This window comes from Mycobacterium marseillense (assembly GCF_010731675.1).
In the GTDB taxonomy this organism is placed as follows: Bacteria; Actinomycetota; Actinomycetes; order Mycobacteriales; family Mycobacteriaceae; genus Mycobacterium; species Mycobacterium marseillense.
The window spans coordinates 2,918,171-2,940,482 of sequence record NZ_AP022584.1 but is presented as its reverse complement, the minus strand read 5'-3'; the positions used below and the strand labels follow the sequence as shown (position 1 = coordinate 2,940,482).

Genomic DNA, 22,312 nt, shown 5'->3' with positions numbered 1-22,312 from the left:
AAAGAACCCAATGGCTCGTTACACCGGACCCATCACCCGCAAGTCGCGCCGGCTGCGCACCGACCTCGTCGGGGGCGACCAGGCCTTCGAGAAGCGCCCCTACCCGCCCGGCCAGCACGGCCGCGCGCGGATCAAGGAAAGCGAATACCTGCTGCAGCTGCAGGAGAAGCAGAAGGCCCGCTTCACCTACGGCGTGATGGAGAAGCAGTTCCGTCGCTACTACGAAGAGGCCGTGCGGCAATCCGGCAAGACCGGTGAAGAGCTGCTGCGGATCCTGGAAAGCCGGCTCGACAATGTCGTGTACCGCGCCGGGCTGGCTCGGACCCGCCGGATGGCGCGTCAGCTGGTCAGCCACGGACACTTCAGCGTCAACGGCGTGCACGTGAACGTTCCCAGCTACCGGGTGTCCCAGTACGACATCATCGACGTGCGGGACTCCTCGCTGAACACCGTGCCGTTCCAGATCGCGCGGGAGACGGCGGGCGACCGGCCGATCCCGAGCTGGCTGCAGGTCGTGGGGGAGCGGCAGCGCATCCTCGTCCACCAGCTGCCCGAGCGGGCGCAGATCGACGTCCCACTCACCGAGCAGCTCATCGTCGAGTTCTACTCGAAGTAAGCCCTGCGCTGAACCCAGCGCAGTCTGAACGGCATCAAATAGCGGGTGCCGAGAAGGAGAAGAAGAAACACCATGCTGATCTCTCAGCGACCCACCCTGTCGGAAGAAGTCCTCACCGATAACCGCTCCCAGTTCGTCATCGAGCCGCTGGAGCCGGGATTCGGTTACACCCTGGGCAATTCGTTGCGCCGGACGCTGCTGTCCTCGATTCCGGGCGCGGCCGTCACCAGCATCCGCATCGACGGTGTGCTGCACGAGTTCACCACCGTGCCCGGCGTGAAAGAAGACGTCACCGCGATCATCTTGAACCTCAAGAGCCTGGTCGTGTCCTCCGAGGAGGACGAGCCGGTCACGATGTACCTGCGCAAGCAGGGCCCGGGCGAGGTCACCGCGGGTGACATCGTTCCCCCCGCCGGCGTCACGGTGCACAACCCCGACCTGCACATCGCGACGCTGAACGACAAGGGCAAGCTCGAGGTCGAGCTGGTCGTCGAGCGTGGCCGTGGCTACGTGCCGGCCGTGCAGAACCGGGCATCTGGCGCCGAGATCGGCCGCATCCCAGTCGATTCCATCTACTCGCCGGTGCTCAAGGTCACCTACAAGGTGGACGCCACCCGTGTCGAGCAGCGCACCGACTTCGACAAGCTGATCCTCGACGTCGAGACCAAGAGCTCGATCAACCCCCGCGACGCGCTGGCGTCGGCGGGTAAGACGCTGGTCGAATTGTTCGGTCTGGCACGCGAACTCAACGTCGAGGCCGAGGGCATCGAGATCGGGCCGTCGCCGGCGGAGGCCGACCACATCGCGTCGTTCGCGCTGCCGATCGACGACCTGGACCTGACGGTGCGGTCCTACAACTGCCTCAAGCGCGAGGGTGTGCACACCGTCGGCGAGCTGGTGTCGCGCACCGAGTCCGACCTGCTGGACATCCGCAACTTCGGTCAGAAGTCCATCGACGAGGTGAAGGTCAAGCTGCACCAGCTGGGTCTGTCGCTCAAGGACAGCCCGGCGAGCTTCGATCCCTCGCAGGTCGCGGGCTACGACGTCGCCACCGGCACCTGGTCCACCGAGGCCGCCTACGACGACCAGGATTACGCGGAAACCGAACAGCTGTAAAAGAATTCCGTCCCGGTCCTACCTGATACGGGGACCGGCCCCAATTAGGAGATAGTCGCAATGCCCAAGCCCACCAAGGGCCCTCGCCTCGGCGGATCGTCATCGCACCAGAAGGCCCTGCTGGCCAACCTGGCGACGTCGCTGTTCGAGCACGGCCGGATCAAGACGACCGAGCCCAAGGCGCGTGCGCTGCGGCCGTATGCGGAAAAGCTGATCACCCACGCGAAAAAGGGTGCGCTGCACAACCGTCGAGAGGTGCTGAAGAAGATCCGCGACAAGGACGTGGTGCACGTCCTGTTCGAGGAGATCGGGCCGTTCTTCGCCGACCGCAACGGCGGCTACACCCGGATCATCAAGGTCGAGCCGCGCAAGGGTGACAACGCGCCCATGGCCGTGATCGAGCTGGTGCGGGAGAAGACGGTCACCTCCGAGGCCGATCGGGCTCGTCGGGTGAAGTCGTCCAAGAAGTCTGACGCTCCTGTCGCGGCAGCGGCGGCGCCTCAGGCGGCCGTCGAGCCCGAGGAGGCCGTCGGACCGCCGGCCGGGGAAGCCACGGACGAGGCCGGCGAGACCCAGGCCGAGACCACGGCTTCTGACGAGCCGACCAAGGCCCAGGCCGAAGCCGAAGACAAGGCCGACAAGGCTGTGGCCGCGAGGGCCGAAGCCGAGGCCGCCGAGAAGGCGGACGACGAGGCTGACGAGAGTTAGCGACCCGGATTCTCAGGTCCGTCTGCGGCTCGATATCGCCTACGACGGAACGGGTTTCGCAGGCTGGGCGGCTCAGACCGCCCAGCGTACCGTGGCCGGGGTCCTCGACGAGGCCCTGACGACCGTCTTTCGCACACCGGTGCGGCTGCGCGCGGCGGGACGCACCGACGCGGGAGTCCACGCCACCGGGCAGGTGGCCCATGTCGACGTGCCGGCGGCAGCGCTGCCGCACGCGTACTCCCGCGCGCCGCACGCCGGCGAGGCCGAATTTCTGCCGTTGCTGCGCCGGCTGGGCCGGTTTTTGCCCACCGACGTCCGGGTCGTCGACATTGCCCGCGCCCCTGCGGGTTTCGACGCCAGGTTCTCGGCGCTGCGCCGTCATTATGTGTACCGGCTGTCGACGGCGCCGTGGGGCGTGCAGCCGCAGCAGGCCCGCTATGTCACCGCGTGGCCGCGCCCTCTGGACGTCGAGGCAATGGCCACCGCCTCGCGGGACCTGTTGGGATTGCACGACTTCGCCGCGTTCTGCCGTCACCGGGAGAACGCCACCACCATTCGCGACCTGCAGCGGCTGGAGTGGACGCGCGACGGTGACCTGATCGCCGCGCGGGTCAGCGCCGACGCGTTCTGCTGGTCGATGGTGCGCTCCCTGGTCGGGGCGCTGCTCGCGGTCGGCGAGCACCGCCGTCCCGTCTCGTGGTGCCGCGAACTGCTCAGCGCCGCAGCTCGATCCAGCGACTACGCCACCGCCCCGGCGCACGGGCTGACGCTGGTCGGCGTCGACTACCCGCCCGACGACCAGTTGGCCGCGCGCAACCTCATCACCAGGGATGTGCGCTCGCGCTAGACCCGCGCCGCGGCGAAACTCGCGGCCTTGTTGGTCAATCCGGGCACGTAGCTCAGATGCGACGCCCACCGCATTCCGCCCGAACAGATCGGGTCGCCGGGATTGCACAGGTCGATGGTCTTGCCCTCGAAATTCGGGCTCAGCGCGCTCATCAGGTTGCCCGCCCGCCCGGACGGATTGCCGAAGAGCGCGACGGCGGCGACGTGATCGGCGGCCGCGGGCGGCAACGGCCTGCGAAACCCGAAACCGGACACCGGTGCGGCCGTGACGATGTCGATGACGGCGGCGCCTTGGGAGTACCCGCCCAGTACCAGCTTGGTGTTAGGGCAGTTCACCGCCATGCGCTGGATGTGGCTGCTGGCGTCGTTGGCGCCGTCCGCGGCGGCCAAGAAGTCTTTGTCGGCCGGGTAGTTCACGCCATATGCGCCAACGCTTTTGCGGGTCTGCTCGCGCAACGAGGTGACGAACGCCCCGCCCACCTTGCCGACACCTGGCGCCTCATCCGTTCCTCGGGCAAAGACCACTTCAACGCCGGGGCAGGACGCCGATGCGCGGGGAACCAATTGCGGGGCAACCAATAACGCTGCCCCCGCGAGCAATCCGACGCCCAGCCCTATAGGGATAAGCCTCACACAGAGATGTTAAGCGCGCGTTGATAACCCGCCGGTAACGATTTAGACGAGAGGTGCTTGCGGTACGGACGTCGTCGGCCCGGGAGCCAGCGGCGCCGGAGCCGGGGCGCTGCCGGTGCCGCCGTGGATCGACGGGCCCGTCCCGGGCGGGTTCTGCCCGTACACCGGGGTCTGCTGGCCGTACCCGGGCTGGCCCGGGACTTGCGGGCCCGCACCCGGGAAGGACGGGCCGAACCCTGGCACCGACTGGCCGGCACCGACGAGCTTGGACGCGACGAACGCCGCGGCCTGGGTGGTGTAGACGGGGACATAGCCCTCGGTGTGCCCGCTCCACTCGTTACCGGGGCCGGCGTGGCAGATCGGGTCATTGGGGTTGCACAGGTCGATGGCCTTGGAGCCCAGCAACTTGCTCTGGCTGGGCAGCGTGCCGCCGGCACGGTCGGCCACGTCGCCGAAGGTGGCGACGGCCGCGATGTTGCTGGCGTACTGCGGCGGCAGCGAGTTGCCCCAGTTGATGCCGCCGATGGGGACGCCGGCCACGATGTCCATCACCGACGCGCCCTGCGAGTAGCCGCCCAGCACGATCTTGGTGTTGGGGCACGTTTCCACGCTCTTCTTGACGCGGTCGATGGTGTCGTTGGCGCCGTCGCCGCCGTGCAGCTGCAGCTTGCTGGCGGCGTAATTCACGCCGTAGGGAAGGATGTTCAAGTTGGTCTGCTGGCGCAGCGAGTCCACGAACGCGTCGCCGACCCGGCCCAGGCCGGGGGGCTCGTTGGTGCCGCGGGCGAAGATGACTTCGACGTCCGGGCAGTCGAAGGCGTTCGCGACCGGCGTAGCGAGGAGGCCGGCGGCGGTCACCAGGGCGGAAGTGCCCAGGCCGACGAGGCGAGCTGCGCGGTGAGTTTGCACCGGACAATTTTACCCAATTTCGGCCGGGGCGAAACTCCTGCGACCTGTGGATAAGCGCTCCGGCCCGGCCGATCGGCGGCCTACCGTGAGCCCAGAGGGACTTCGCAGAGTGGGGGGATCAGTGCCGCGTCAGCCGGCCACGTGGCTGCGCGTCAGCGCTCACCGGTATTTGCTGCGCCGCATCGAATGCGCGTTGCTGGGCGAGGCGATGTATCCGCCCGGTACGCGGCTGCGGCTGCCGTCAGCCTCGCTGGCGGCCGGCTGCGCGGTGACGGCCCTCGCGCTGGCCGGCTGCGTGCTGATGGGATTACTGAGACCGCACGTCGCGCTGGATCGGGCGCAGATCGTGATGGTCCGGGACTCGGGTGCGCTGTTCGTTCGCGTGGGCGATGCGTGGCATCCGGTGCCGAATTTGGCGTCGGCGCGGCTCATCGCGGGGACAGCCGCCGATCCGCAGCCGGTCCGCGCGGCCGACCTGGAACGCGGCAAACGCGGCCCGCTGCTGGGCATTCCGGGCGCGCCGAATTTCGTCGGTGGGCCGCTGCCCGCGCAGGACCTGGCCTTTTCGATATGCGATAGCGGTGGTGCTGGCACGACCGCGATCGTGGGCCACCTCGCCGACGACGCGGTCGCCCGTCTCCCCTCCGGGCGGGCCTTGCTGGCGGCTCCCGCCTCGGGTTCGCCGGCCTACCTGCTCTACGACGGGCACCGCGCCATCGTGGACCTGACCGATGCCGCGGTCGTGCGTGGGCTGCGGCTCGAGGGCCGCACGCCGCGGCTCGTCTCGCAAGCGTTGCTGAATGCCGTCCCCGAGGCGCCGCCGATCTCGGTTCCCCGCATCCGCGGCCTGCGCGGCCCGGCGCCCGCGCTGCCGGGATTCCGCGTCGGGGATGTGCTTCGCATCACACGCGCCGACGGCGACGAGTATTACGCGGTGCTGGCCGCCGGCGTGCAGCGGATCGGCCAGGTCGCGGCCGACCTGGTGCGCTTCGGCAGCGCGCAGGCCACGGTCAACGCCGTCACCGTCGCGCCCGAGGCGATCCGCGCCGCTCCCGTCGTCGCCGAGCTGCCCGTCGCCGGATTCCCCGACCGGGCGCCCGCACTGATGGAGGCCGCCGGCACGGTATGCGCCAGCTGGGGCGACACGCGACCGGGCCCGAAAGGGGTGGCATTGCTGGCGGGGAACCGGCTGCCGGTGCCGCCCGGCCGGGCGGCGGTGACACTGGCGCAGGCCGACGGCCCCGGCCCCGCGTTGGACGACGTATATGTGCCGCCCGGCCGCAGCGCCTACGTGCGGGCGGGCGACAGCGCCGGCACCCGATACCTCATCGTCGACACCGGGGTCCGATTCGCCGTCCACGACGACGACACCGCGCACGATCTCGGTCTCACCGAGGCGACCCCGGCGCCCTGGCCGGTTCTCGCGCTGCTGCCGGCCGGACCGGAACTGAGCAGACGCAGCGCCTCAATCGCCCGGGACGCGGTCGCGGGTTCCCCGTAGCCGACTGCGGATCGCACCGGTGGCCAGCGCGGCCGTCAGCGCGATGAGGCAGCCCACGGCCCCGCGCACCGCGATGTCGCGGGCGCGGGTATCGCGCGGCGGGTTCCTCAGTGGCGACACCGCGACCGGTGCCGCGGCCGGCGTCGGACCGGGGGTGTGGGCGGGCAAGTCCGTCCCGGTGCTGACCGCGGCGAGCGGATCGACGATGCCGTTGCCGACCAGCGGATCCCACCCCGCGGGCGGATGATGCGCCGTCGACTCGATGCGCTGCATCACCTGGCGCGCGGTCAATGCCGGGAAGCGAGCCCGAATGAGCCCGGCCAGACCGCTCACCGCCGGGGCGGCATAACTGGTGCCGGACACCGGATCCGGCGCGAGGGAGGCCACCGCCTCGCCGGGCGCGGCGACATCGACCCACGGCCCGGCGAGGCTGAAGGCCGAGGGTGCCCCCGCGGTGTTCACCGAACCGACGGTCAGCACATAGTCGTCGTACCACGCGGGACTGACCGCGACCGTGACGGTCTGCCAGGTGGCATCCGGTCGCTGGGGCGGGCACTGCGCGGCGCCGCCGGAATTGCCCGCCGCCGCGACGACAACGGCGTTTTTGACGTCGACGGCGTAGGCCAGCGCGGCACCCAGCGCACGGTCGTCGAGCGCGGCGGACACCGCAACGCACGCCACCGAAGAAATGTTGATCACCGACGCGCCCAAATCCGCGGCGGTCCGCACGGCCTTCGCCATGGTGTCGACGTCGCCGACCCCGGTGCGCGACCGCTCGGCGGCGGGCGCGAACTTCGCGCTGGACTGCCGAATGCTGATCAACGTCGCCTCCGGTGCGATCCCGCTGAAGCCGTCGGACTTGGGATCGGCTGTGGCCGCGATGATTCCCGCCACCAGCGTGCCGTGCGCGTCGCAGTCCTGCGTACCGTCGCCCGTGGACACATAATCGCCGCCGGGCACCACGTCGGGCAGCCGGCGATGCCGTGAGACTCCGGTGTCGATGACCGCGATCCGTTGTCCGGCGCCGCGGGTGAGGCGCCACACCTCCGAGAGGTCGAACGCCGCCGGCGGCTGGTTGCGGCCCGGGCCCGAGTCGACGGGCAGCGCCGCGCAGACCTCGCGCTGCACGGTCGGCCGCGCCGGCGCGGGCAAGGCCGGGTCCGGCAACCACCTGTCGTCGACGCCGGGCGGCGAAACCGCCTGTGCTCTCGGCGTTCCGAACGCGGAAAGCATCGCCAGCGCCGACACCGCCAGCACGCGCCCGACGTGCGACGGCCTCACGTGAGATTCATTCCCCGGACCACGCCGTACAGTCCACCGATCCAACAGGCCAGCGGGACCAGTGCCGCCCACGCCAGCCATTCCAGCGCTTCGACGCATCGGAGCACGACCGGCGAGAACGCCGTTGCGGCGAAGCCGAGGTACATCGTGGCGGCCACCAGCGCCGTCGCCGCCACGAGCGTCGGGCCGTTCGTCTGCATGAGCACGGCCGCGACGCCAAAGGACGTTGCCGCGGTGCCGATTCCGCTGACGGCAAAGCCCGGCAGCCCTGCGCCGTCGCCGTTCCTGCAGCGCAGCAGCAACACCGCGGCGGTGACGGCTCCGAACACGAGGCAGGCCAGCCGCGGCGCGCCGGCGAGCACGGTGACGACGGCGCCGACACCGGCGGACGCCGACAGCCCGGCACGCAGGCTCACCAGCCACCGGTCGGCGCGGATCGCACGCACGGACACCCACGATTCACTCGACTCGCACTCGGCGACGCCCGACGTCGCCAATCGGGGCGATAACCCCGTCAGCGCAATCGATATGCGCGGCGCCGCCCCGAGCAGGCCAAGGGATGCGACCCCGGCCGCCGAAGCAATGACATGCACGGGCGCGGCGCTGATCGCGCCCACCAGCGCCGCCGCGGCGATGACCACGGCGAAGCACGCCGCCGCCGTGGGCGCGACGACACCGCAACCCGACAGCCGCATGCCCAGCACGGCGGTGGCGGCCGCCGCCGCGCCGGCCAGCAATACGTTGGACACGCTGGGCGCACCGGGCACCACCACGAACCCGGCCACCGCCGCGGACACGGTGGCGATCACGCTCAGCGCCGATCCGGCGATCGGGTCTCGATGGACGCGGTGCGCGATCGCCGCAAGCCCCAGGGCGACGATCGCAGCCGAACCCAGCGCGGCGACCGTCGCGGTCACGTCTCGAGAGTTGCCGGCGTCAAAGATGTTTCGCACCAAGGCCGACCCGCCCACCGCGGACACGACGACAGCCGCTGCCGCGCCGCACAGCCGGGCGACCCGCCTGTTCCCGTCATCGCCGCGCGGCTGCCGAGCGGCCCCCTTGAGGGTGGCCGACACCTCCTGCGCGACGTCGACATAACGCGGCGCAGGCAACCGAACGCCGGGCCGGGTCAGCACCAGGACCGCTCCATCGCCGATGCCGTTCTGCGCCAACGTCATCGACGAGTCCAGGGCGGATGCGCCGGGGACGGACAACTGGTAGCGCACCGCCTCATAATCCGGGTGGCGAACCTCGAGGGCGTCGACGACCGACGGAATCAACACCGCGACAGGAACTCCGGCAGGCAGCGCCAGATCGGCGGCGGCGGTGCCCCAGTGTACGCAGACACGACACAGCCCGGTTTCGGATGCAGCCAACGGCGAACCCTTCGGTCGGATCCTAGGGAACCTAGCCGGGTTTCGGCCGCCCGGTGTGCGGCTGTCCACAGCTGACTTGTCGCCGTGTTCGGTGCTCTTTAGCGTCGTCGAACGGGAGGCGATGTGATGACCCAGGTTTCGGTGCCCGCGGCACAACCGCCGATCGTGGTCGAGGCACCGCCGGACCTGCCGCCACCGGCGGCGCCCGGCCTGCTGTCCCGCCTGCTGCCGGTCGCGCTCTCCGTGGTGAGTATCGGCATCATGGCGGCGGCGTTCGCGTCCGGAAGCGCCATGACCCGCCACCCCATGTTCCTGGCGTTTCCGCTGACGATGCTGGTTTCGGCCCTGGCATCCGGGCTGACCGGCCGTGCCCGCCGGCGCGGTGGTGGCATCGATGGCGACCGCGGACGGTATCTCGAATACCTGAGTCGGCTCGGTCAATCCGTATCCGAGGTCGCGATGGCACAGCGGAAGTCGGCCATGGGGCGCCATCCTGATCCCGACACGCTGTGGACGCTCATCGGCGGCGCCCGAATGTGGCAGCGCAGTTCGAGTGACGTGGACTTCTGCCTCGTGCGGGTGGGCATGGGAACCCAGCCGCTCGCCCGCGGTTTGGTGGCACCGGAGCTTCCCGCCGAGGAGCTTCGTGATCCGGTGACCGAGACGGCGTTGCGTCGCTTCTTGCGCGCCTATTCGACGACCGTCGGGCCGGTGACACTCGACCTGCGGGACGAATCGCTGGTGACGCTCGACGGCGAGGTGAGCGCCGCGCGTGGGTTGCTCCGCGCGATGATCTGCCAGCTCGCCGTGCTGCATGCGCCCGATCAGGTGCGGATCGCGGCGGCGGTCGGCGAACCGCATCGCGCCCACTGGGAATGGCTGAAATGGTTGCCGCACAACCACCATCCCGGCAAATCCGACGCCGCGGGCCCGGTGCGGATGATCTATCCGAGCGCTGCACACACCCAGCGCGCTCTCGCGGGCATCGAGGCGGCCCGGGTGGTGGTGGTCGCCGAGCTGGACGAGGGCGCCACCGCGATCAGCGGTGCCGCCACCATCGCGATCGGCGCCGGCAATGAGGGAGCGCCGCTGGCGATTCGGCACTCCACCGAGACCGCACCGATCTCGTGTCCCGACCGGATGGCACCCGTCGACGCGTTGGTGTGCGCCCGCCGGCTGGCCGGGCATCGGGGGAGCGCGGCAGGCGCTGATCCCGGTTGGCCGGGATTGATCGGGCTGCACGATGTGCAACGTTTCGATCCGGCGTCGCTATGGCGCGGCCAGCGACGTCGCGACCGGCTTCGCGTCCCCATCGGAATCACCATGCAGGGCGCACCGCTCGAGCTGGACATCAAAGAGTCGGCGGAGAACGGGATGGGGCCGCACGGACTCTGCATCGGTGCCACCGGGTCGGGCAAGTCCGAACTGTTGCGCACCATCGCGCTGGGTATGATGGCCCGCAACTCACCGCGAACACTCAACCTGTTGCTCATCGACTTCAAGGGCGGTGCGACATTTCTCGACTATGCGCGAGCGCCCCACGTGGCCGCCGTGATCACCAACCTCGCCGACGACGCCCCGCTGGTGAGCCGCATGCGCGACGCGCTGGCCGGCGAGATGAACCGTCGCCAGCAGTTGCTGCGGACCGCGGGCTGCGCCGGCGTTGAGGCCTACGAACGCGTGCGCCAGCCAGGCGGCCCGCTGCCGGACCTGCCCACGCTGTTCGTCATCGTCGACGAGTTCTCCGAATTGCTCAGCCAGCAACCCGATTTCGCCGACACGTTCGTGGCGATCGGCCGACTCGGCCGATCCCTGGGCATGCACCTCCTGCTGGCCAGCCAGCGCCTCGACGAGGGCCGGCTACGCGGGCTCGAGGCTCACCTGTCGTACCGGCTGTGCCTGAAGACCTTGTCCGCCGCCGAATCCCGCACGGTGCTCGGCAATCTCGACGCCTACGAGCTGCCCGCCGCTCCCGGTGCCGGCTTCTTGCGGATCAGCGGCCGCGAACCGATTCGCTTCCAGGCCGCCTCGGTCTCGGGACGGGTGTGGACGGACCCTGTCCTTGGTGCGTCCCCCGCGGCGCAGCGCTCGGTCCAGGCGTTTACCACCCGGGTCACCGGGGCGGTTCGTCCCGCCCGCACGGCGAACGCGACGCCCCCGCCGGCCATCTCGCATGTCGTCCTGGACCGGCTGCGCGGCCAGGGCCCCACCGCGCACCGCGTGTGGCTGCCCCCGCTGGGGCCCGCTCCGCAGCTGTGCACCCTGCTGCCCGGCGCGGTACGCACGCCGGGCGGCCTGACCGCTGTCCCCATCGGCATCGTCGATCGCCCCTTCGAGCAACGCCGAACGCCACTGATGATCGACCTGTCCGGCGCCGCCGGCAATGTGGCAATCGTCGGTGGGCCGCAATCCGGCAAGTCGACGGCCTTGCGCACCCTCATCACAGCGCTGGCGGCCACGCATGCCCCGAGCGAAGTGCAGTTCTACTGCCTGGATTTCGGGGGCGGGACGCTGTCCTCGGCGCGGACGGTGCCGCATGTCGGCGCGGTCGCCGGCCGCGCCGAGCCGCGACTCGTCGGGCGGATCGTCGCCGAATGCGAGGCCGTCCTGCGACGGCGCGAGAGTACGTCGGGCCGCGCGATCGATGATCCGTTCGGCGACGTCTTTCTGGTCATCGACGGCTGGGCGACCGTACGCCAGGAATTCGAGGCGCTGGAGGCATCGATCACTGCTCTGGCGACCCAGGGACTTTCGTTCGGTGTGCACGTGGTGTTGTCGGCGTCGCGCTGGGCCGACGTCAGGCCGTCGCTGCGGGATCAGCTCGGCACCCGCGTCGAGTTGCGGCTCGGCGATCCCGCTGACTCCGAACTGGACCGCAAGGCCGCCGCGCACGTCCCGCACGACACCCCGGGGCGTGGCCTGTCCCGGGATGGGCTGCACATGGTGATCGCGTTGCCCGTCGCCGAGGCGCCCGCCGGCAGCTCGGTTGCGCCCCCGATCGCACTTTTGCCCGATCACATCGACCGCGAAACGTTGGTGCACGCGTCGGGAACCGAGACTTGTGGCCGGGTGGTGCTCGGTGTGCGAGAGCGCGAACTAGCGGCGGTGGCAATCGATTTCGATGCACAGCCGCATCTGGTCATCGTCGGCGATAAGGATTGCGGGAAAACCGCGACGCTGCGGACCCTGTGCCGGGAGCTTGTCCGGACGAAGACCGCCGCGCACGCGCAGCTGCTGATCGTCGACTTCCGCCGCACGCTGCTCGGTGTCGTCGAGTCCGACCATCTCCGCGGGTATGCGATGTCGCCGGCCGCACTGGCGGTGCTGTTGCCCGACTTACTCGGCGTGCTGAGCGCACGAATGCCGCCGCCCGACGCGAGCCAGGCCGAGTTGCGCAGTGGCTCATGGTGGTCTGGCCCGGACCTCTACGTCATGGTCGACGACTACGACCTGGCTGCTCATGCGCTGGCGCCCATCGTCGAATTCCTGCCCTACGCAGAAGATTTAGGGCTACACCTCGTTGTCGCCCGGCGCGCCGCCCGAGCCGAGCGCGCGCTGTACGAACCGCTGCTCGCCGGTCTGCGTGACCTCGGTTGCCGGTCGCTGATGATGAGCGGATCTCCCGCCGAGGGCGCGCCGTTCGGTCCCGCGCGGCCGCTGCCATTGCCGGCCGGCCGCGGCGTCCTGACCAGCCCCACCGGCGACGACGACCTCATCCAGGTGGCCTGGAGCCCACCGTGAACGAACACCGTCCCGTCATTGAAGCCGGGCCCCGCGCCATCCGTCGGCTGTGTTGCGGCACAAGCGGAGTCGACGAGAGCGAGGAGCCCGACGTCGTCCGAGCGGCCCTGGACGCGATCGACGACCGCGTCGCGCTGGTGGGGGAGCGGCCGGTACCCGTCGCTGCGCTGTGGGAAGCCGCGCTGCGGTCGGCGACCTGCGGGTGCGCCGGCGGCATGGTCGTCGTGCACCCGTCCTGGTGGTCGCCTTCGCGCGTGGGCGTGGTGACCGCGGCCGCGGCGAGGGTGGCCGGCGAGGTCCGCGCGCGCCCGCGATCGTGGCTGCTGACGCAGGCGTCGCGCGCGGAACCGACGGTGGTCGTCGAAATCACCGAGCGGCTGGTGGCGATCACGGCGACCGACGTCGCCGCCATACCTTGCAACGCCGACCCGCAATCCGTCGCCGAGGACGTCGCGGAGGTCATCACCGGCACGGCTCCCGCGGCCGTACTGATCGACACGCCGACGTCGGTTGCCGGGGCACCGGCACTGGCGGCGGCGATCGCCGACGCGATACGCGGGGGCGGCCGGATGACCCCAGATGTGCTGGAAATCAACGATATTCGGCTTGCCCGGCTTGCGCGGACAGCCGTCCCGGCCCGCCCGGTGGCCTCGGAGCCGGACACCGCCCCGCGCCCGTGGGGCGCGCGGACGCGGGGCGCGCTGGCCGCAGCCGCCGTCGTCGTCGCCGCGGCGGCCCCGGCCGCGATGGTGCCGAGGGGGCCCGGCGAGGCGCCCCCGAAGCCGGTGGAGGCCGCGCCCACAACGTTTTTGGTGGAAGGCCGGGTGGCGCTGTCGGTGCCGGCGACGTGGCCGGCGCGGCGGGTGGTCACCGGGCCGGGCTCGGCGCGCGTGCAGGTCACGTCTCCAGCCGATCCCGAGGTCGCTCTGCACATCACCCAGTCGCCGGTGGCCGGGGAGACGCTGAGCGGCGCCGCCGAACGGCTGAAGCGCGCGATCGACGCCGAACCCCCCGGGCTGTTTGTCGACTTCAACCCGTCCGACACCAGCGTCGGCCGGCCCGCGGTGACCTACCGCGAGGTGCGCCCGGGTCATCACGTGCGCTGGACGGTGCTGCTCGACGGGCCCGTGCGCATCAGCGTCGGATGTCAGAACAGGCCAGAGGACGAGGGCGCGGTGCGCGATGCCTGCGAGCAGGCGGTCAGATCCGCCCACGCGATCGGATGACTAATTCGTGGAACCGAACGACGGGCCGCGCGGTCGTATTAGGTATGGCAGCACCAAACCCACTGAGCACCGACTTCGACCTGATGCGGTCGGTGGCGGGCACCACCGACGCCCGCAACGAGGAAATCAGGGCGATGCTGCAGGCGTTCATCGGCCGGATGAGCGGGGTGCCGCCGTCGGCGTGGGGCGGGCTCGCGGCCACGCGCTTCAAAGACGTGATCGACCGCTGGAACGCCGAGTCGGTGCGGCTCTACCACGCCCTGCACGCCATCGCCGACACCATTCGGCAGAACGCGGCCACCCTGCAGGAAGCCGGCCACAGCCATGCTGACCGCATCGCCGCCGCCGGCGGAAACCTGTGAGGAGGGTGGATCCCCGTGGATTCGGTGTTGTCCTACAACTTCGGTGAAATCGAATACTCGGTGCGCCAGGAAATTCACGCGACATCGGCCCGCTTCAATGCCGCCCTCGACGAGCTCAGAGCACATATTGCGCCGCTGCAGCAGCTCTGGACCAGTGCAGCGGCCGCCGCTTACCAGGCTGAGCAGCTGAAATGGCACCAGTCGGCGACCGCGCTCAACGAGATGCTGGCCGCGCTCGGAAACGCGGTCCGCGACGGTGCGGACGAGGTGGCCAACGCCGATCGCCGGGCGGCCGGTGTGTGGGGGCGGTAGCGGCCGAAGAGACATCGCGCGGTGCTGGCCGCGCGTGAGACTGTGTGGTCCTGACGGAGGAGAGCCGTCGGGACCACACAGTCATTTTGACCTGCGGGGATGGTGGTCGGTAAGCTGCTCCGTTGGCGTGCGGTACGCCAGGGCCTCGGGTCAACGTCGGTCGCCGAGACAACCCCCGCCGCGAACGCCTGACCGGCACCCGGTCACGCCGGGATCCACAGCCTCGGAACAGAGGCTCGCAGAGAAAGAGTGGTAAGCGCTGTGCCTACGTACACGCCAAAGGCGGGTGACACCACGAGGTCGTGGCACGTCATCGACGCCACGGACGTGGTGCTTGGCCGCCTTGCCGTCGCGGCAGCCAACCTGCTGCGCGGCAAGCACAAGCCGACGTTCACCCCCAATGTCGACGGCGGTGACTTCGTCATCGTGATCAACGCCGACAAGGTCGCCTTCAGCGGCCAGAAGCTGGACAAGAAGCTGGCGTACCGCCACTCGGGGTACCCGGGCGGTCTGAGCAGCCGCACCATCCGCGAGCTGATGGACAAGCACCCCGACCGTGTCGTGGAGGACGCGATCGTCGGCATGCTGCCCAAGAACAAGCTCGCCCGGCAGATCGCGCGCAAGCTGCACGTCTACGCCGGCCCGACGCACCCCCACGTCGCACAGCAGCCCGTTCCGTACGAGATCAAGCAGGTGGCCCAGTGACCGAAACGACCGAGGCCCTGGAAAACCCAGAGAACCCGGAAACCGCAGAGACCGTCGAGGCCGTTGCCGAGGTGACCGAAGCCCCGGTTGAGGCCTCCGAGGCCTCCGACGTCGCCGCCCCCGCCGAGTCCTACGTCTTCGAGCGGCCCATCCAGACTGTCGGCCGCCGCAAGGAGGCCGTGGTGCGGGTGCGCCTGGTGCCCGGCACCGGCCAGTTCAACCTGAACGGCCGCAGCCTGGAGGGCTACTTCCCCAACAAGGTGCACCAGCAGCTCATCAAGGCCCCGCTGGTGACCGTGGACCGGGTGGAGAGCTTCGACATCTACGCCCACCTGCACGGCGGCGGCCCCTCGGGGCAGGCCGGCGCGCTGCGCCTGGGCATCGCGCGGGCACTGATCGTGGCCTCGCCGGACGACCGTCCCGCGCTGAAGAAGGCCGGCTTCCTCACCCGTGACCCGCGCGCCACCGAGCGCAAGAAGTACGGCCTGAAGAAGGCCCGCAAGGCGCCTCAGTACAGCAAGCGCTGATCAGCCGTCGCTTTCCGGCCACAACTTGGCATCGCGGTGCACAAGTTGCGGCCGGTTGCGGCGTGTCTGCGCCCACCCGCGCCCGGTTTCGGTCACAAAGGAACGGGCACGTTAGGTGCTAGCCCGACAACTGTGAGAGGTTTGGTCGCATGGGTCGACTATTCGGCACCGACGGTGTCCGTGGGGTCGCCAATCGCGAGTTGACCGCCGAACTGGCGCTGGCGCTGGGTTCCGCGGCCGCGCGGCACCTGGCGAGCGCGTCGACGCCGGGCCGGCGGATCGCGGTGATCGGCCGCGATCCGCGGGCCAGCGGCGAAATGCTGGAGGCCGCGGTGATCGCCGGGCTGACCAGCCAGGGAGTCGACGCGCTGCGGGTCGGGGTCCTGCCCACCCCCGCGGTGGCCTATTTGACCGGCGCCTACGACGCCGACTTCGGGGTGATGATCTCCGCCTCGCACAACCCGATGCCCGACAACGGCATCAAGATCTTCGGGCCCGGCGGCCGCAAGCTCGACGACGGCACCGAGGACCAGATCGAGGCCTTGGTCGGGGATCCGGGGCTGCGCCCGGTCGGCGCCGGGATCGGTCGGATCGTGGACGCCGAGGACGCCGCCGACCGCTACCTGCGTCACCTGAGCAAGGCCAGCACCGTGCGGCTCGACGGGCTGACCGTGGTGGTGGACTGCGCCCACGGCGCGGCCTCCGCGGTGGCCCCGCGCGCGTACCGCGCGGCCGGCGCGCGGGTGATCGCGATCAACGCCGAACCCAACGGGCTCAACATCAACGACAACTGCGGCTCCACGCACCTGGATTCGCTGCGCTCGGCGGTCGTCGCCCACCGCGCCGACCTGGGCCTGGCGCACGACGGGGACGCCGACCGGTGCCTGGCCGTCGACGCCGACGGCAACCTCGTCGACGGCGACCACATCATGGTGGTGCTCGCGCTGGCCATGCACGAGGCCGACGAACTGGCCTCACGGACACTGGTGACCACCGTGATGAGCAACCTGGGATTGCATCTGGCCATGCGTTCGGCCGGAATCACGGTACGCACCACCGGTGTTGGCGATCGTTACGTCGTGGAGGAACTGCGGGCAGGCGACTACAGCCTGGGCGGCGAGCAGTCCGGGCACATCGTGATGCCCGCGCTGGGCTCGACCGGGGACGGCATCGTCACCGGGCTGCGGCTGATGAATCGGATGGCGCAGACCGGCTCGTCGCTGGCGCACCTGGCCTCGGCGATGCAGACGCTGCCGCAGGTGCTGATCAACGTCACGGTCGCCGACAAGGCGACGGCGGCCACCGCGCCCTCGGTGCAGTCCGCCGTCGGGCAGGCCGAGGCCGAATTGGGCGATACCGGCCGAATCTTGTTGCGCCCGTCGGGCACTGAGCCCATGATCCGCGTGATGGTGGAGGCCCCGGAAGAGGACATCGCGCAGCGGCTCGCCACCCGGGTCGCCGAAGCGGTCAGCGCCGCGCACTGATCCTGTAGCGCCCGGAACCCCGACCCGTTTGCGGGCGTCGGATTAGGCATGAAATTCGTTGGGGGAACACGGCCCGTTGCCGCCGCCCGCACCCAGATCGATGCATCGGCCACGCACCGGGTCGCTAACCACTTCGCCATGGCCGCCGACTTTCTCGACCGCGCGGTCGGCGATCACCTGGCCAGGCTGGCTTTCAGCGGCGCCGGCGCCGGGCGGGCGCACACCGCGCGCGGCGACGCGCTGCGCGCCGAGTTGGCGCGCCTCACGGAACAGGTGACGCAGTGGTCGCGCGCGTCCACCGAGATCGCCGCCGCGCTGCGGTGCAGCGCCGAGCGCTACGCCGACGCCGAACTGTATGCCGCGGCGCGGATCGCGTAGCTCGTGGCCGATCGGTTGGACGTGGACGCGCGCCTCGCCGAGGGCCGGGTCGCCGTCGAGCACACCCAGAGCTACGTGCAGGCCGGCCACGCGCTCGGCTACCAACATCCCGACCTGACAGCGCATCCCGCCCAGATCCGGGAATGGTATGCGAGCGAGGACGGACTCGATTTGCGCGCGCTCGACCGCGACTGTGCGGAACTGCGGGCGGCCGGCGTGGTGGCGGCCGAAGCGCTGCGGATGCAGCGGGCGCAGGTGGCCGAGTTGGCCGCGGCGTGGGCGGGCCCGGGTGGCGATGCCGCGGTGCAGCTGTTGCAGCGGCATTGCGACATCGCCGACGCGGTCGCCGCCGAACTGCGCGCGGCGGCCCAGCGCTGCGAGTCGCTGCGCGACAACCTGTGGCACCTGGTCGATTCGAAAGTGGCGACGGCCATCGCCGTGGACGACCGCGCGCAGGCGCAGCGGCCGGCCTGGTTGGCCGCCGCCGCCGCGGTCACGGCGGGGGGCTCGGAGGGTGCCCAGGATGTGGTGCGCGGGCAGGTAATTCCCTACGTGGACAACGATATTCGCAACGACTGGCTGAACGCGATGCGGTCAACTTCGGAGGGGGTGGAGACCGCGTACGCCATGGTGATCGACAGGGCGGCCGCCGCCCCGGCAGCGCGGTTCGAGTTTCCCGGTGATCTGGGGGCGAACGTTGTCCCGGTGCAGCTCGCCCCGCCGGTGGAAGCTCCCGCGCTGCGCGTGGAGGACCCGGCGGCGACGGTGGCGGCCGCGGCGCCGGCGCCGGTCGCCCCCACACCCGCTCCGCCGGCGCCCACCGCGGACTGGGGTGGCGGCCTCGGCGATGCGTCGGGGTGGCCCGCCGCGGGGCTGGGCGGGCCGGGCGGGCTCGGTAGCGGACTCGGTTCCGGCGGACTCGGTAGTGGGCTCGGCGGGGGCGGCGGCGGGCTTCTCGGGCTGGCCGGCAGGATCGTCGACGCGATGGGCGATCTGCTCGGGTCGGCGGGCGACGGGTCGGACGGCGCGGACGCGTTCGGCGATTCGTCGGGCGGAAACGCCCTCGACGAGAACCCTTTTCACGCCGACGATCCGACTGAGTCGGAGGGCACGGAGGACGCCGGCGATGCCGAGAACGCGGTCGAGGATGCCGCCGAACCCGCCGAACCCGACGGGCCGGAGTCCGATCAGCAAGCCCAACCGGTCGAGACCCCGCCGCCGGTCGATCCGCCACCAGTCGATCCGCCGCCAGCTGAGCCGCCGGCACCCGCGGCCGCGCCCGCCGCCGATCCCGCGTCCGTCGCGGCCGAGGGGTCGACACCGTGCGAGATTGCCGCGGACCAACTTCCGCAGGCGGGGCAGTGACCGCTCAGGGCTGCAGCTGCAAGGCTTCCTCGACGAAGCGCATGGACTCGTCGCGGTCGGTGGCCTGCGGGCTCAACAACAGCGTGGTCACCCCGGCCTCGGCGAAGGCGGCCATCCGTTCGGCCACATATCCGCGCGGCCCGATCAGCGACATGCCCCGCACCAGCTCGTCGGGCACGGCGTCGATGGCCTCTTGTTTGCGGCCGGACAGATACAGCTCCTGGATCCGGTCGGCGACCTCGCCGTACCCGTAGCGCGTCGCCAGATTGTGGTAGAAATTGCGGCCTTTGGCGCCCATGCCGCCGATGTAGAGACCGAGCTGCGGCTTGACCCAGGCCAGCCGCTCGTCAACGTTGTCCCCGATGGCCAACGACGCGTGCACCATCACGTCGAGCGGACCCAGCGCCGGATCGCGCTTGGCGGCACCGGCGGCCAGGGGCTCGCCCCAGATCGATGCGGCCTTGTCCGGCAGGTAGAAGACGGGCTGCCAGCCCTCGGCGATCTCGGCGGTGAGCTCGACATTTTTCGGGCCCAACGCGGCGATGCTGATCGGAATACGTTCGCGCACAGGGTGATTGATGAGCTGCAGCGGCTTGCCCAAGCCCGTTCCACGGTCGGCGGGCAGCGGCAGCTGGTAGTGCTTGCCGTCGTATTGCACGCGCTCGCGGCGCCACACCTTGCGGCAGATCTCCACGATCTCGCGGGTGCGCCCCAGCGGAGCGTCGAACGGGACCCCGTGAAAGCCCTCGATCACCTGCGGCCCGGAGGTGCCGATGCCGAGGCGGAATCGCCCGTCGGACACGAAATCCAGTCCGGCGGCCGTCATCGCCAGCAGCGACGGCGTGCGGATGTAGAGGGGCAGGACCCCGGACGCCAGTTCGACGGTACTGGTCTTGGCGGCCAGGTATCCCAGCTGGCTGATGGCGTCGAACGAATACGCCTCGGCCACCACCGCGACCTCGATGCCGGACTTCTCCAGTTCGACGACGCGCTCCACGGCTTCGTGGAACCCACCTGAATAGTTGAGAGCGATCCCGATTCGCATCCATGACACTTACCACGCCCCGGTGCGGGGCCGGATCTTCAGCCCGCCGAAGTGCCCGTCCAGTACTCGGCGAAGCGCTGGCCGTCGGCGGCCACGCGAAGGATGTCGTTGCCGGTGAACGAGACCGGGCCGTCGGGGCCGTGGCCGGTGCCCACCCAACGCCCGGCCACCAGGTCACCCTCAGACAGGGGACCGACCTCGATGGTGAAGTTCAAGTCCGAGAACATGTTTCGTGTCTGCTCGATGATCTGCGCGAGCGCGTCCGGTCCGTGTACCTCCCGGCCGGGCCAATGACCGACGAAGTCGTCGGTGACAAGCTCGCCCGCGGCGGGCCGTCCATTCCACAGTTCGGTGATCCAGCGGGCGTACAGGGCGTGGGCGGTTGACATGAACGACCCCTCACTTCAGCAGGGCGACGATCTTTTCTTCCAGCGGAATCGCCTCGGCCTCGGGGTCGATGGCGTCCGTCCCGGGCAGGTGCACCTCCGGGTCGGCGAACTCGCGATACTTCTTGTCGCCGCCCAGGGTGTAGAGCAGGTATCCGGTCAGCAGTGCCCGGACCGACCGCTGGGTACGCCGGTGCGGGCCGGGCAGGCCGAGCACCGCGGCCAGCCGCCGACCCTCGACCAGCCCGCCGGGCTCGGCCTTGCTGACGATGCGCAGCGTCGCGGGGTCCCACGCCTCGGCCAGCGCCAGCGCGTGGGAATTCAGCGTCGTCCGGTCGCCCGGCGCGGTGAAGATCACTCCCGGCACCTTGAGCGTCGCCGCGGGCTGCTGGGCCGGCGGGCTGGTGATGCTGGGAAAAATGGCCGCCACCGCCGCGGGCTTGGCGGGCATTCCGGCGGCGGCGAATACCGCGGCCGAGCCGCCGAAACCATGACCGACCACGCCCAGCTTGGCGGGGTGCACGCTGATGTTGCCGGGCCCGAGGCGCACACCCGACACGATGTCGAGCGCGGTACCCAGATCGAAGGCGAAATTCAGCACCGAGGGGGCCACGCCCCGCTGGGTGTCCGGAGCGCCGGCCACGATGCCCCACGACGCCAGATGCTCGAGCAGATTCGAGTAGCGGGCGGCGCCGGTGAGCCACTCGTGGCCAAACGCCACGCCGGGCAGATTCAGGCCCTCCTCCGGCGTGTACACCACTCCCGGCAGACCGGCAAAAGCCAGGTCACCCCGCAAAACCCGATGCGGACCACGGCGGTGCAGAGCGGCGACGAGCTTGCGGATGCGGGCCACGCGTCGACGTTAGCGCATCGCAATCGCGCGCCGGCCAAGATGACTAGGCCGTGACCTCGATGACCCCCGCCCGCCACAGCGCGGCGTAGAGCTGGCGCAGCGTGGCGGTGAGCACGTGGGTGGTCATGTCCATCAAGGCGTTTCCGGAGCCCGTCGACGGCTGCCGACGCGGCCGGGCGGTGCGCCCGGGCGGCGGCGCCGACGGGGCGGGCACCACATCGTCGTACCGAACTGCGGTCATGATTGCCTCCTCATGGCGCACGGTGGTCGGTCGGAGCAAGTTACGCATTTCAATGCGACCCGCTGCACAATTCCCGATGAACAGCCATTGACGACTGCATTCATGCTTCGGCGAAAACGGGAATCGGGGTAGCCAGAACGTTCGGGCAGCCCCACGCAGCTCGTCCTTCGGTCGGTGACGATCTTTGCTGACAATTCGAATGCTAAGGGCGTTTGTCGCGGCGGCGATGACGTGAACGCGAACGTCGCGCGCACATCAGGTGAAAGAATTCCCGCCGGTTACCGCGGCGACGCCAACGGCGGAGCACTGGGCGGATTGGTCCAGGACGTCCACCTGAGGCCGTCCCAGTAGCGATGCCCGGCCCCCGACGGATCGCGGTACCAGCCCGGCGGCGGCCCGATCGGGGCGGCCGCGGGCGCTGCGGGGACATCGCCGGCGCCGGGTTGTTCGGCCAGCTTGCGGACCTGGCGGATGGCGCCCCAATTGGAAAGAAGCGCAGCCCAGTTCATCACCACCAGCGACAGCACGCTCCACCAGCCGGCCAGCAGGTTGTGGTTCTGCGCGCGGCGATACGCCCGTTCGCATTGGTCGAGGGTGCCGGTGACGGTGTAGGTGCGCTGCTGGAAGAAGGCGATCGCGCCGGTGTGCTCGACGAGTGGGAGGGAGAACTGGCGGTAAGGGCCGGTCACGACGCGCCTTTC

The 22,312-nt window shown here is 70.3% G+C and carries 23 protein-coding genes; 14 read left to right on the top strand and 9 right to left on the bottom strand.

The genetic code is table 11. The annotated features are described in order from the left end of the window. Positions 1-10 precede the first annotated feature (10 nt). The 4 genes from rpsD (at position 11) to truA (ending at position 3,287) form a co-directional block, all read left to right on the top strand. On the top strand, positions 11-616 hold the full coding sequence (gene rpsD, locus G6N26_RS13340) for a 30S ribosomal protein S4 (RefSeq protein WP_067171969.1): 606 nt from the start codon (positions 11-13) through the stop codon (positions 614-616). 72 nt (positions 617-688) lie between these two features. Beyond that, entirely contained in the window at positions 689-1,732 is a 1,044-nt protein-coding gene (locus G6N26_RS13335) for a DNA-directed RNA polymerase subunit alpha (RefSeq protein ID WP_008260253.1), read from the top strand. 60 nt (positions 1,733-1,792) lie between these two features. After that, positions 1,793-2,440 carry a 50S ribosomal protein L17 gene (gene rplQ / locus G6N26_RS13330; RefSeq protein ID WP_083019707.1) on the top strand — a complete coding sequence of 216 codons (648 nt, stop codon included), beginning with the start codon at positions 1,793-1,795 and terminating at the stop codon, positions 2,438-2,440. After that, complete coding sequence (truA, locus tag G6N26_RS13325; protein WP_082991457.1) at positions 2,427-3,287, top strand: tRNA pseudouridine(38-40) synthase TruA; 861 nt, start codon at positions 2,427-2,429, stop codon at positions 3,285-3,287. Before rplQ ends, truA begins: the two co-directional genes overlap by 14 nt. Here truA and G6N26_RS13320 read toward each other — a convergent pair. Next, positions 3,284-3,904, bottom strand: a complete 621-nt coding sequence (locus G6N26_RS13320; protein WP_083019725.1) for a cutinase family protein — start codon at positions 3,902-3,904, stop codon at positions 3,284-3,286. The two genes, truA and G6N26_RS13320, sit on opposite strands and share 4 nt — an antisense overlap. Positions 3,905-3,961: 57 nt before the next feature. Then, positions 3,962-4,828 (bottom strand): cutinase family protein, encoded by an 867-nt coding sequence (locus tag G6N26_RS13315; protein ID WP_067171965.1) that lies wholly within the window; start codon positions 4,826-4,828, stop codon positions 3,962-3,964. Positions 4,829-4,949: 121 nt separating this feature from the next. Between G6N26_RS13315 and eccB the strand changes: the two genes are divergently transcribed. Beyond that, positions 4,950-6,329: a type VII secretion protein EccB gene (gene eccB, locus G6N26_RS13310; protein WP_083019709.1), complete on the top strand. Its 1,380-nt coding sequence runs from the start codon at positions 4,950-4,952 to the stop codon at positions 6,327-6,329. Here the strand turns inward: eccB and mycP are convergent. Both mycP and eccD read right to left on the bottom strand, forming a co-directional pair. Further along, positions 6,294-7,610 (bottom strand): type VII secretion-associated serine protease mycosin, encoded by a 1,317-nt coding sequence (gene mycP, locus G6N26_RS13305; RefSeq protein ID WP_372509325.1) that lies wholly within the window; start codon positions 7,608-7,610, stop codon positions 6,294-6,296. The two genes, eccB and mycP, sit on opposite strands and share 36 nt — an antisense overlap. Continuing rightward, the gene (gene eccD / locus G6N26_RS13300) at positions 7,607-8,986 is read right to left on the bottom strand and encodes a type VII secretion integral membrane protein EccD (RefSeq protein WP_083019713.1); all 1,380 of its coding nucleotides are present in this window, start codon (positions 8,984-8,986) and stop codon (positions 7,607-7,609) included. Before eccD ends, mycP begins: the two co-directional genes overlap by 4 nt. Positions 8,987-9,112: 126 nt before the next feature. Between eccD and eccCb the strand changes: the two genes are divergently transcribed. The 9 genes from eccCb to G6N26_RS13255 all read left to right on the top strand — a co-directional run bounded on the left by eccCb (position 9,113) and on the right by G6N26_RS13255 (position 19,086). Then, the gene (gene eccCb / locus G6N26_RS13295) at positions 9,113-12,727 is read left to right on the top strand and encodes a type VII secretion protein EccCb (protein ID WP_083019715.1); all 3,615 of its coding nucleotides are present in this window, start codon (positions 9,113-9,115) and stop codon (positions 12,725-12,727) included. Beyond that, positions 12,724-13,953, top strand: a complete 1,230-nt coding sequence (locus G6N26_RS13290; RefSeq protein WP_083019717.1) for a type VII secretion-associated protein — start codon at positions 12,724-12,726, stop codon at positions 13,951-13,953. The genes eccCb and G6N26_RS13290 overlap by 4 nt, the downstream gene beginning before the upstream one ends. A gap of 44 nt (positions 13,954-13,997) precedes the next feature. Then, a complete protein-coding gene (locus tag G6N26_RS13285) occupies positions 13,998-14,315 on the top strand; it encodes a WXG100 family type VII secretion target (RefSeq protein WP_067171955.1) in 318 nt (105 codons plus the stop codon). 9 nt (positions 14,316-14,324) lie between these two features. Further along, complete coding sequence (locus tag G6N26_RS13280) at positions 14,325-14,627, top strand: WXG100 family type VII secretion target (RefSeq protein WP_120312716.1); 303 nt, start codon at positions 14,325-14,327, stop codon at positions 14,625-14,627. Positions 14,628-14,888: 261 nt separating this feature from the next. Then, on the top strand, positions 14,889-15,332 hold the full coding sequence (gene rplM / locus G6N26_RS13275; RefSeq protein ID WP_067171951.1) for a 50S ribosomal protein L13: 444 nt from the start codon (positions 14,889-14,891) through the stop codon (positions 15,330-15,332). A 71-nt stretch (positions 15,333-15,403) separates the two neighbouring features. Then, complete coding sequence (gene rpsI, locus G6N26_RS13270) at positions 15,404-15,859, top strand: 30S ribosomal protein S9 (RefSeq protein WP_163648919.1); 456 nt, start codon at positions 15,404-15,406, stop codon at positions 15,857-15,859. 149 nt (positions 15,860-16,008) lie between these two features. Next, positions 16,009-17,343 carry a phosphoglucosamine mutase gene (gene glmM, locus G6N26_RS13265; protein ID WP_083019718.1) on the top strand — a complete coding sequence of 445 codons (1,335 nt, stop codon included), beginning with the start codon at positions 16,009-16,011 and terminating at the stop codon, positions 17,341-17,343. A gap of 48 nt (positions 17,344-17,391) precedes the next feature. Further along, positions 17,392-17,721, top strand: a complete 330-nt coding sequence (locus tag G6N26_RS13260; RefSeq protein WP_067171947.1) for a hypothetical protein — start codon at positions 17,392-17,394, stop codon at positions 17,719-17,721. 3 nt (positions 17,722-17,724) lie between these two features. Then, complete coding sequence (locus G6N26_RS13255) at positions 17,725-19,086, top strand: hypothetical protein (protein ID WP_145013736.1); 1,362 nt, start codon at positions 17,725-17,727, stop codon at positions 19,084-19,086. A 4-nt stretch (positions 19,087-19,090) separates the two neighbouring features. On the opposite strand, the gene G6N26_RS13250 is transcribed toward G6N26_RS13255, so the two are convergent. From G6N26_RS13250 to G6N26_RS13230, 5 genes are all read right to left on the bottom strand, one after another. Continuing rightward, positions 19,091-20,131, bottom strand: a complete 1,041-nt coding sequence (locus G6N26_RS13250; RefSeq protein WP_067171943.1) for an LLM class F420-dependent oxidoreductase — start codon at positions 20,129-20,131, stop codon at positions 19,091-19,093. 38 nt (positions 20,132-20,169) lie between these two features. Beyond that, positions 20,170-20,520: an ester cyclase gene (locus G6N26_RS13245; RefSeq protein WP_067171942.1), complete on the bottom strand. Its 351-nt coding sequence runs from the start codon at positions 20,518-20,520 to the stop codon at positions 20,170-20,172. Between the two features lie 10 nt (positions 20,521-20,530). Continuing rightward, a complete protein-coding gene (locus G6N26_RS13240; protein ID WP_067171940.1) occupies positions 20,531-21,370 on the bottom strand; it encodes a dienelactone hydrolase family protein in 840 nt (279 codons plus the stop codon). 43 nt (positions 21,371-21,413) lie between these two features. Beyond that, on the bottom strand, positions 21,414-21,611 hold the full coding sequence (locus tag G6N26_RS13235) for an Rv1535 family protein (protein WP_067172035.1): 198 nt from the start codon (positions 21,609-21,611) through the stop codon (positions 21,414-21,416). A 278-nt stretch (positions 21,612-21,889) separates the two neighbouring features. Further along, a complete protein-coding gene (locus G6N26_RS13230) occupies positions 21,890-22,300 on the bottom strand; it encodes a DUF2510 domain-containing protein (RefSeq protein WP_083019849.1) in 411 nt (136 codons plus the stop codon). Positions 22,301-22,312: the final 12 nt, after the last annotated feature.

Excerpts from the sequence above, each read along its gene's own strand:
- rpsD (WP_067171969.1), top strand. The coding sequence starts at position 11 with ATGGCTCGTTACACCGGACCCATCACCCGCAAGTCGCGCCGGCTGCGC.
- G6N26_RS13335 (WP_008260253.1), top strand. The coding sequence starts at position 689 with ATGCTGATCTCTCAGCGACCCACCCTGTCGGAAGAAGTCCTCACCGAT.
- rplQ (WP_083019707.1), top strand. The coding sequence starts at position 1,793 with ATGCCCAAGCCCACCAAGGGCCCTCGCCTCGGCGGATCGTCATCGCAC.
- eccCb (WP_083019715.1), top strand. The coding sequence starts at position 9,113 with ATGACCCAGGTTTCGGTGCCCGCGGCACAACCGCCGATCGTGGTCGAG.
- G6N26_RS13285 (WP_067171955.1), top strand. The coding sequence starts at position 13,998 with ATGGCAGCACCAAACCCACTGAGCACCGACTTCGACCTGATGCGGTCG.
- glmM (WP_083019718.1), top strand. The coding sequence starts at position 16,009 with ATGGGTCGACTATTCGGCACCGACGGTGTCCGTGGGGTCGCCAATCGC.
- G6N26_RS13260 (WP_067171947.1), top strand. The coding sequence starts at position 17,392 with ATGAAATTCGTTGGGGGAACACGGCCCGTTGCCGCCGCCCGCACCCAG.
- G6N26_RS13250 (WP_067171943.1), bottom strand. The coding sequence starts at position 20,131 with ATGCGAATCGGGATCGCTCTCAACTATTCAGGTGGGTTCCACGAAGCC.
- G6N26_RS13245 (WP_067171942.1), bottom strand. The coding sequence starts at position 20,520 with ATGTCAACCGCCCACGCCCTGTACGCCCGCTGGATCACCGAACTGTGG.
- G6N26_RS13235 (WP_067172035.1), bottom strand. The coding sequence starts at position 21,611 with ATGACCGCAGTTCGGTACGACGATGTGGTGCCCGCCCCGTCGGCGCCG.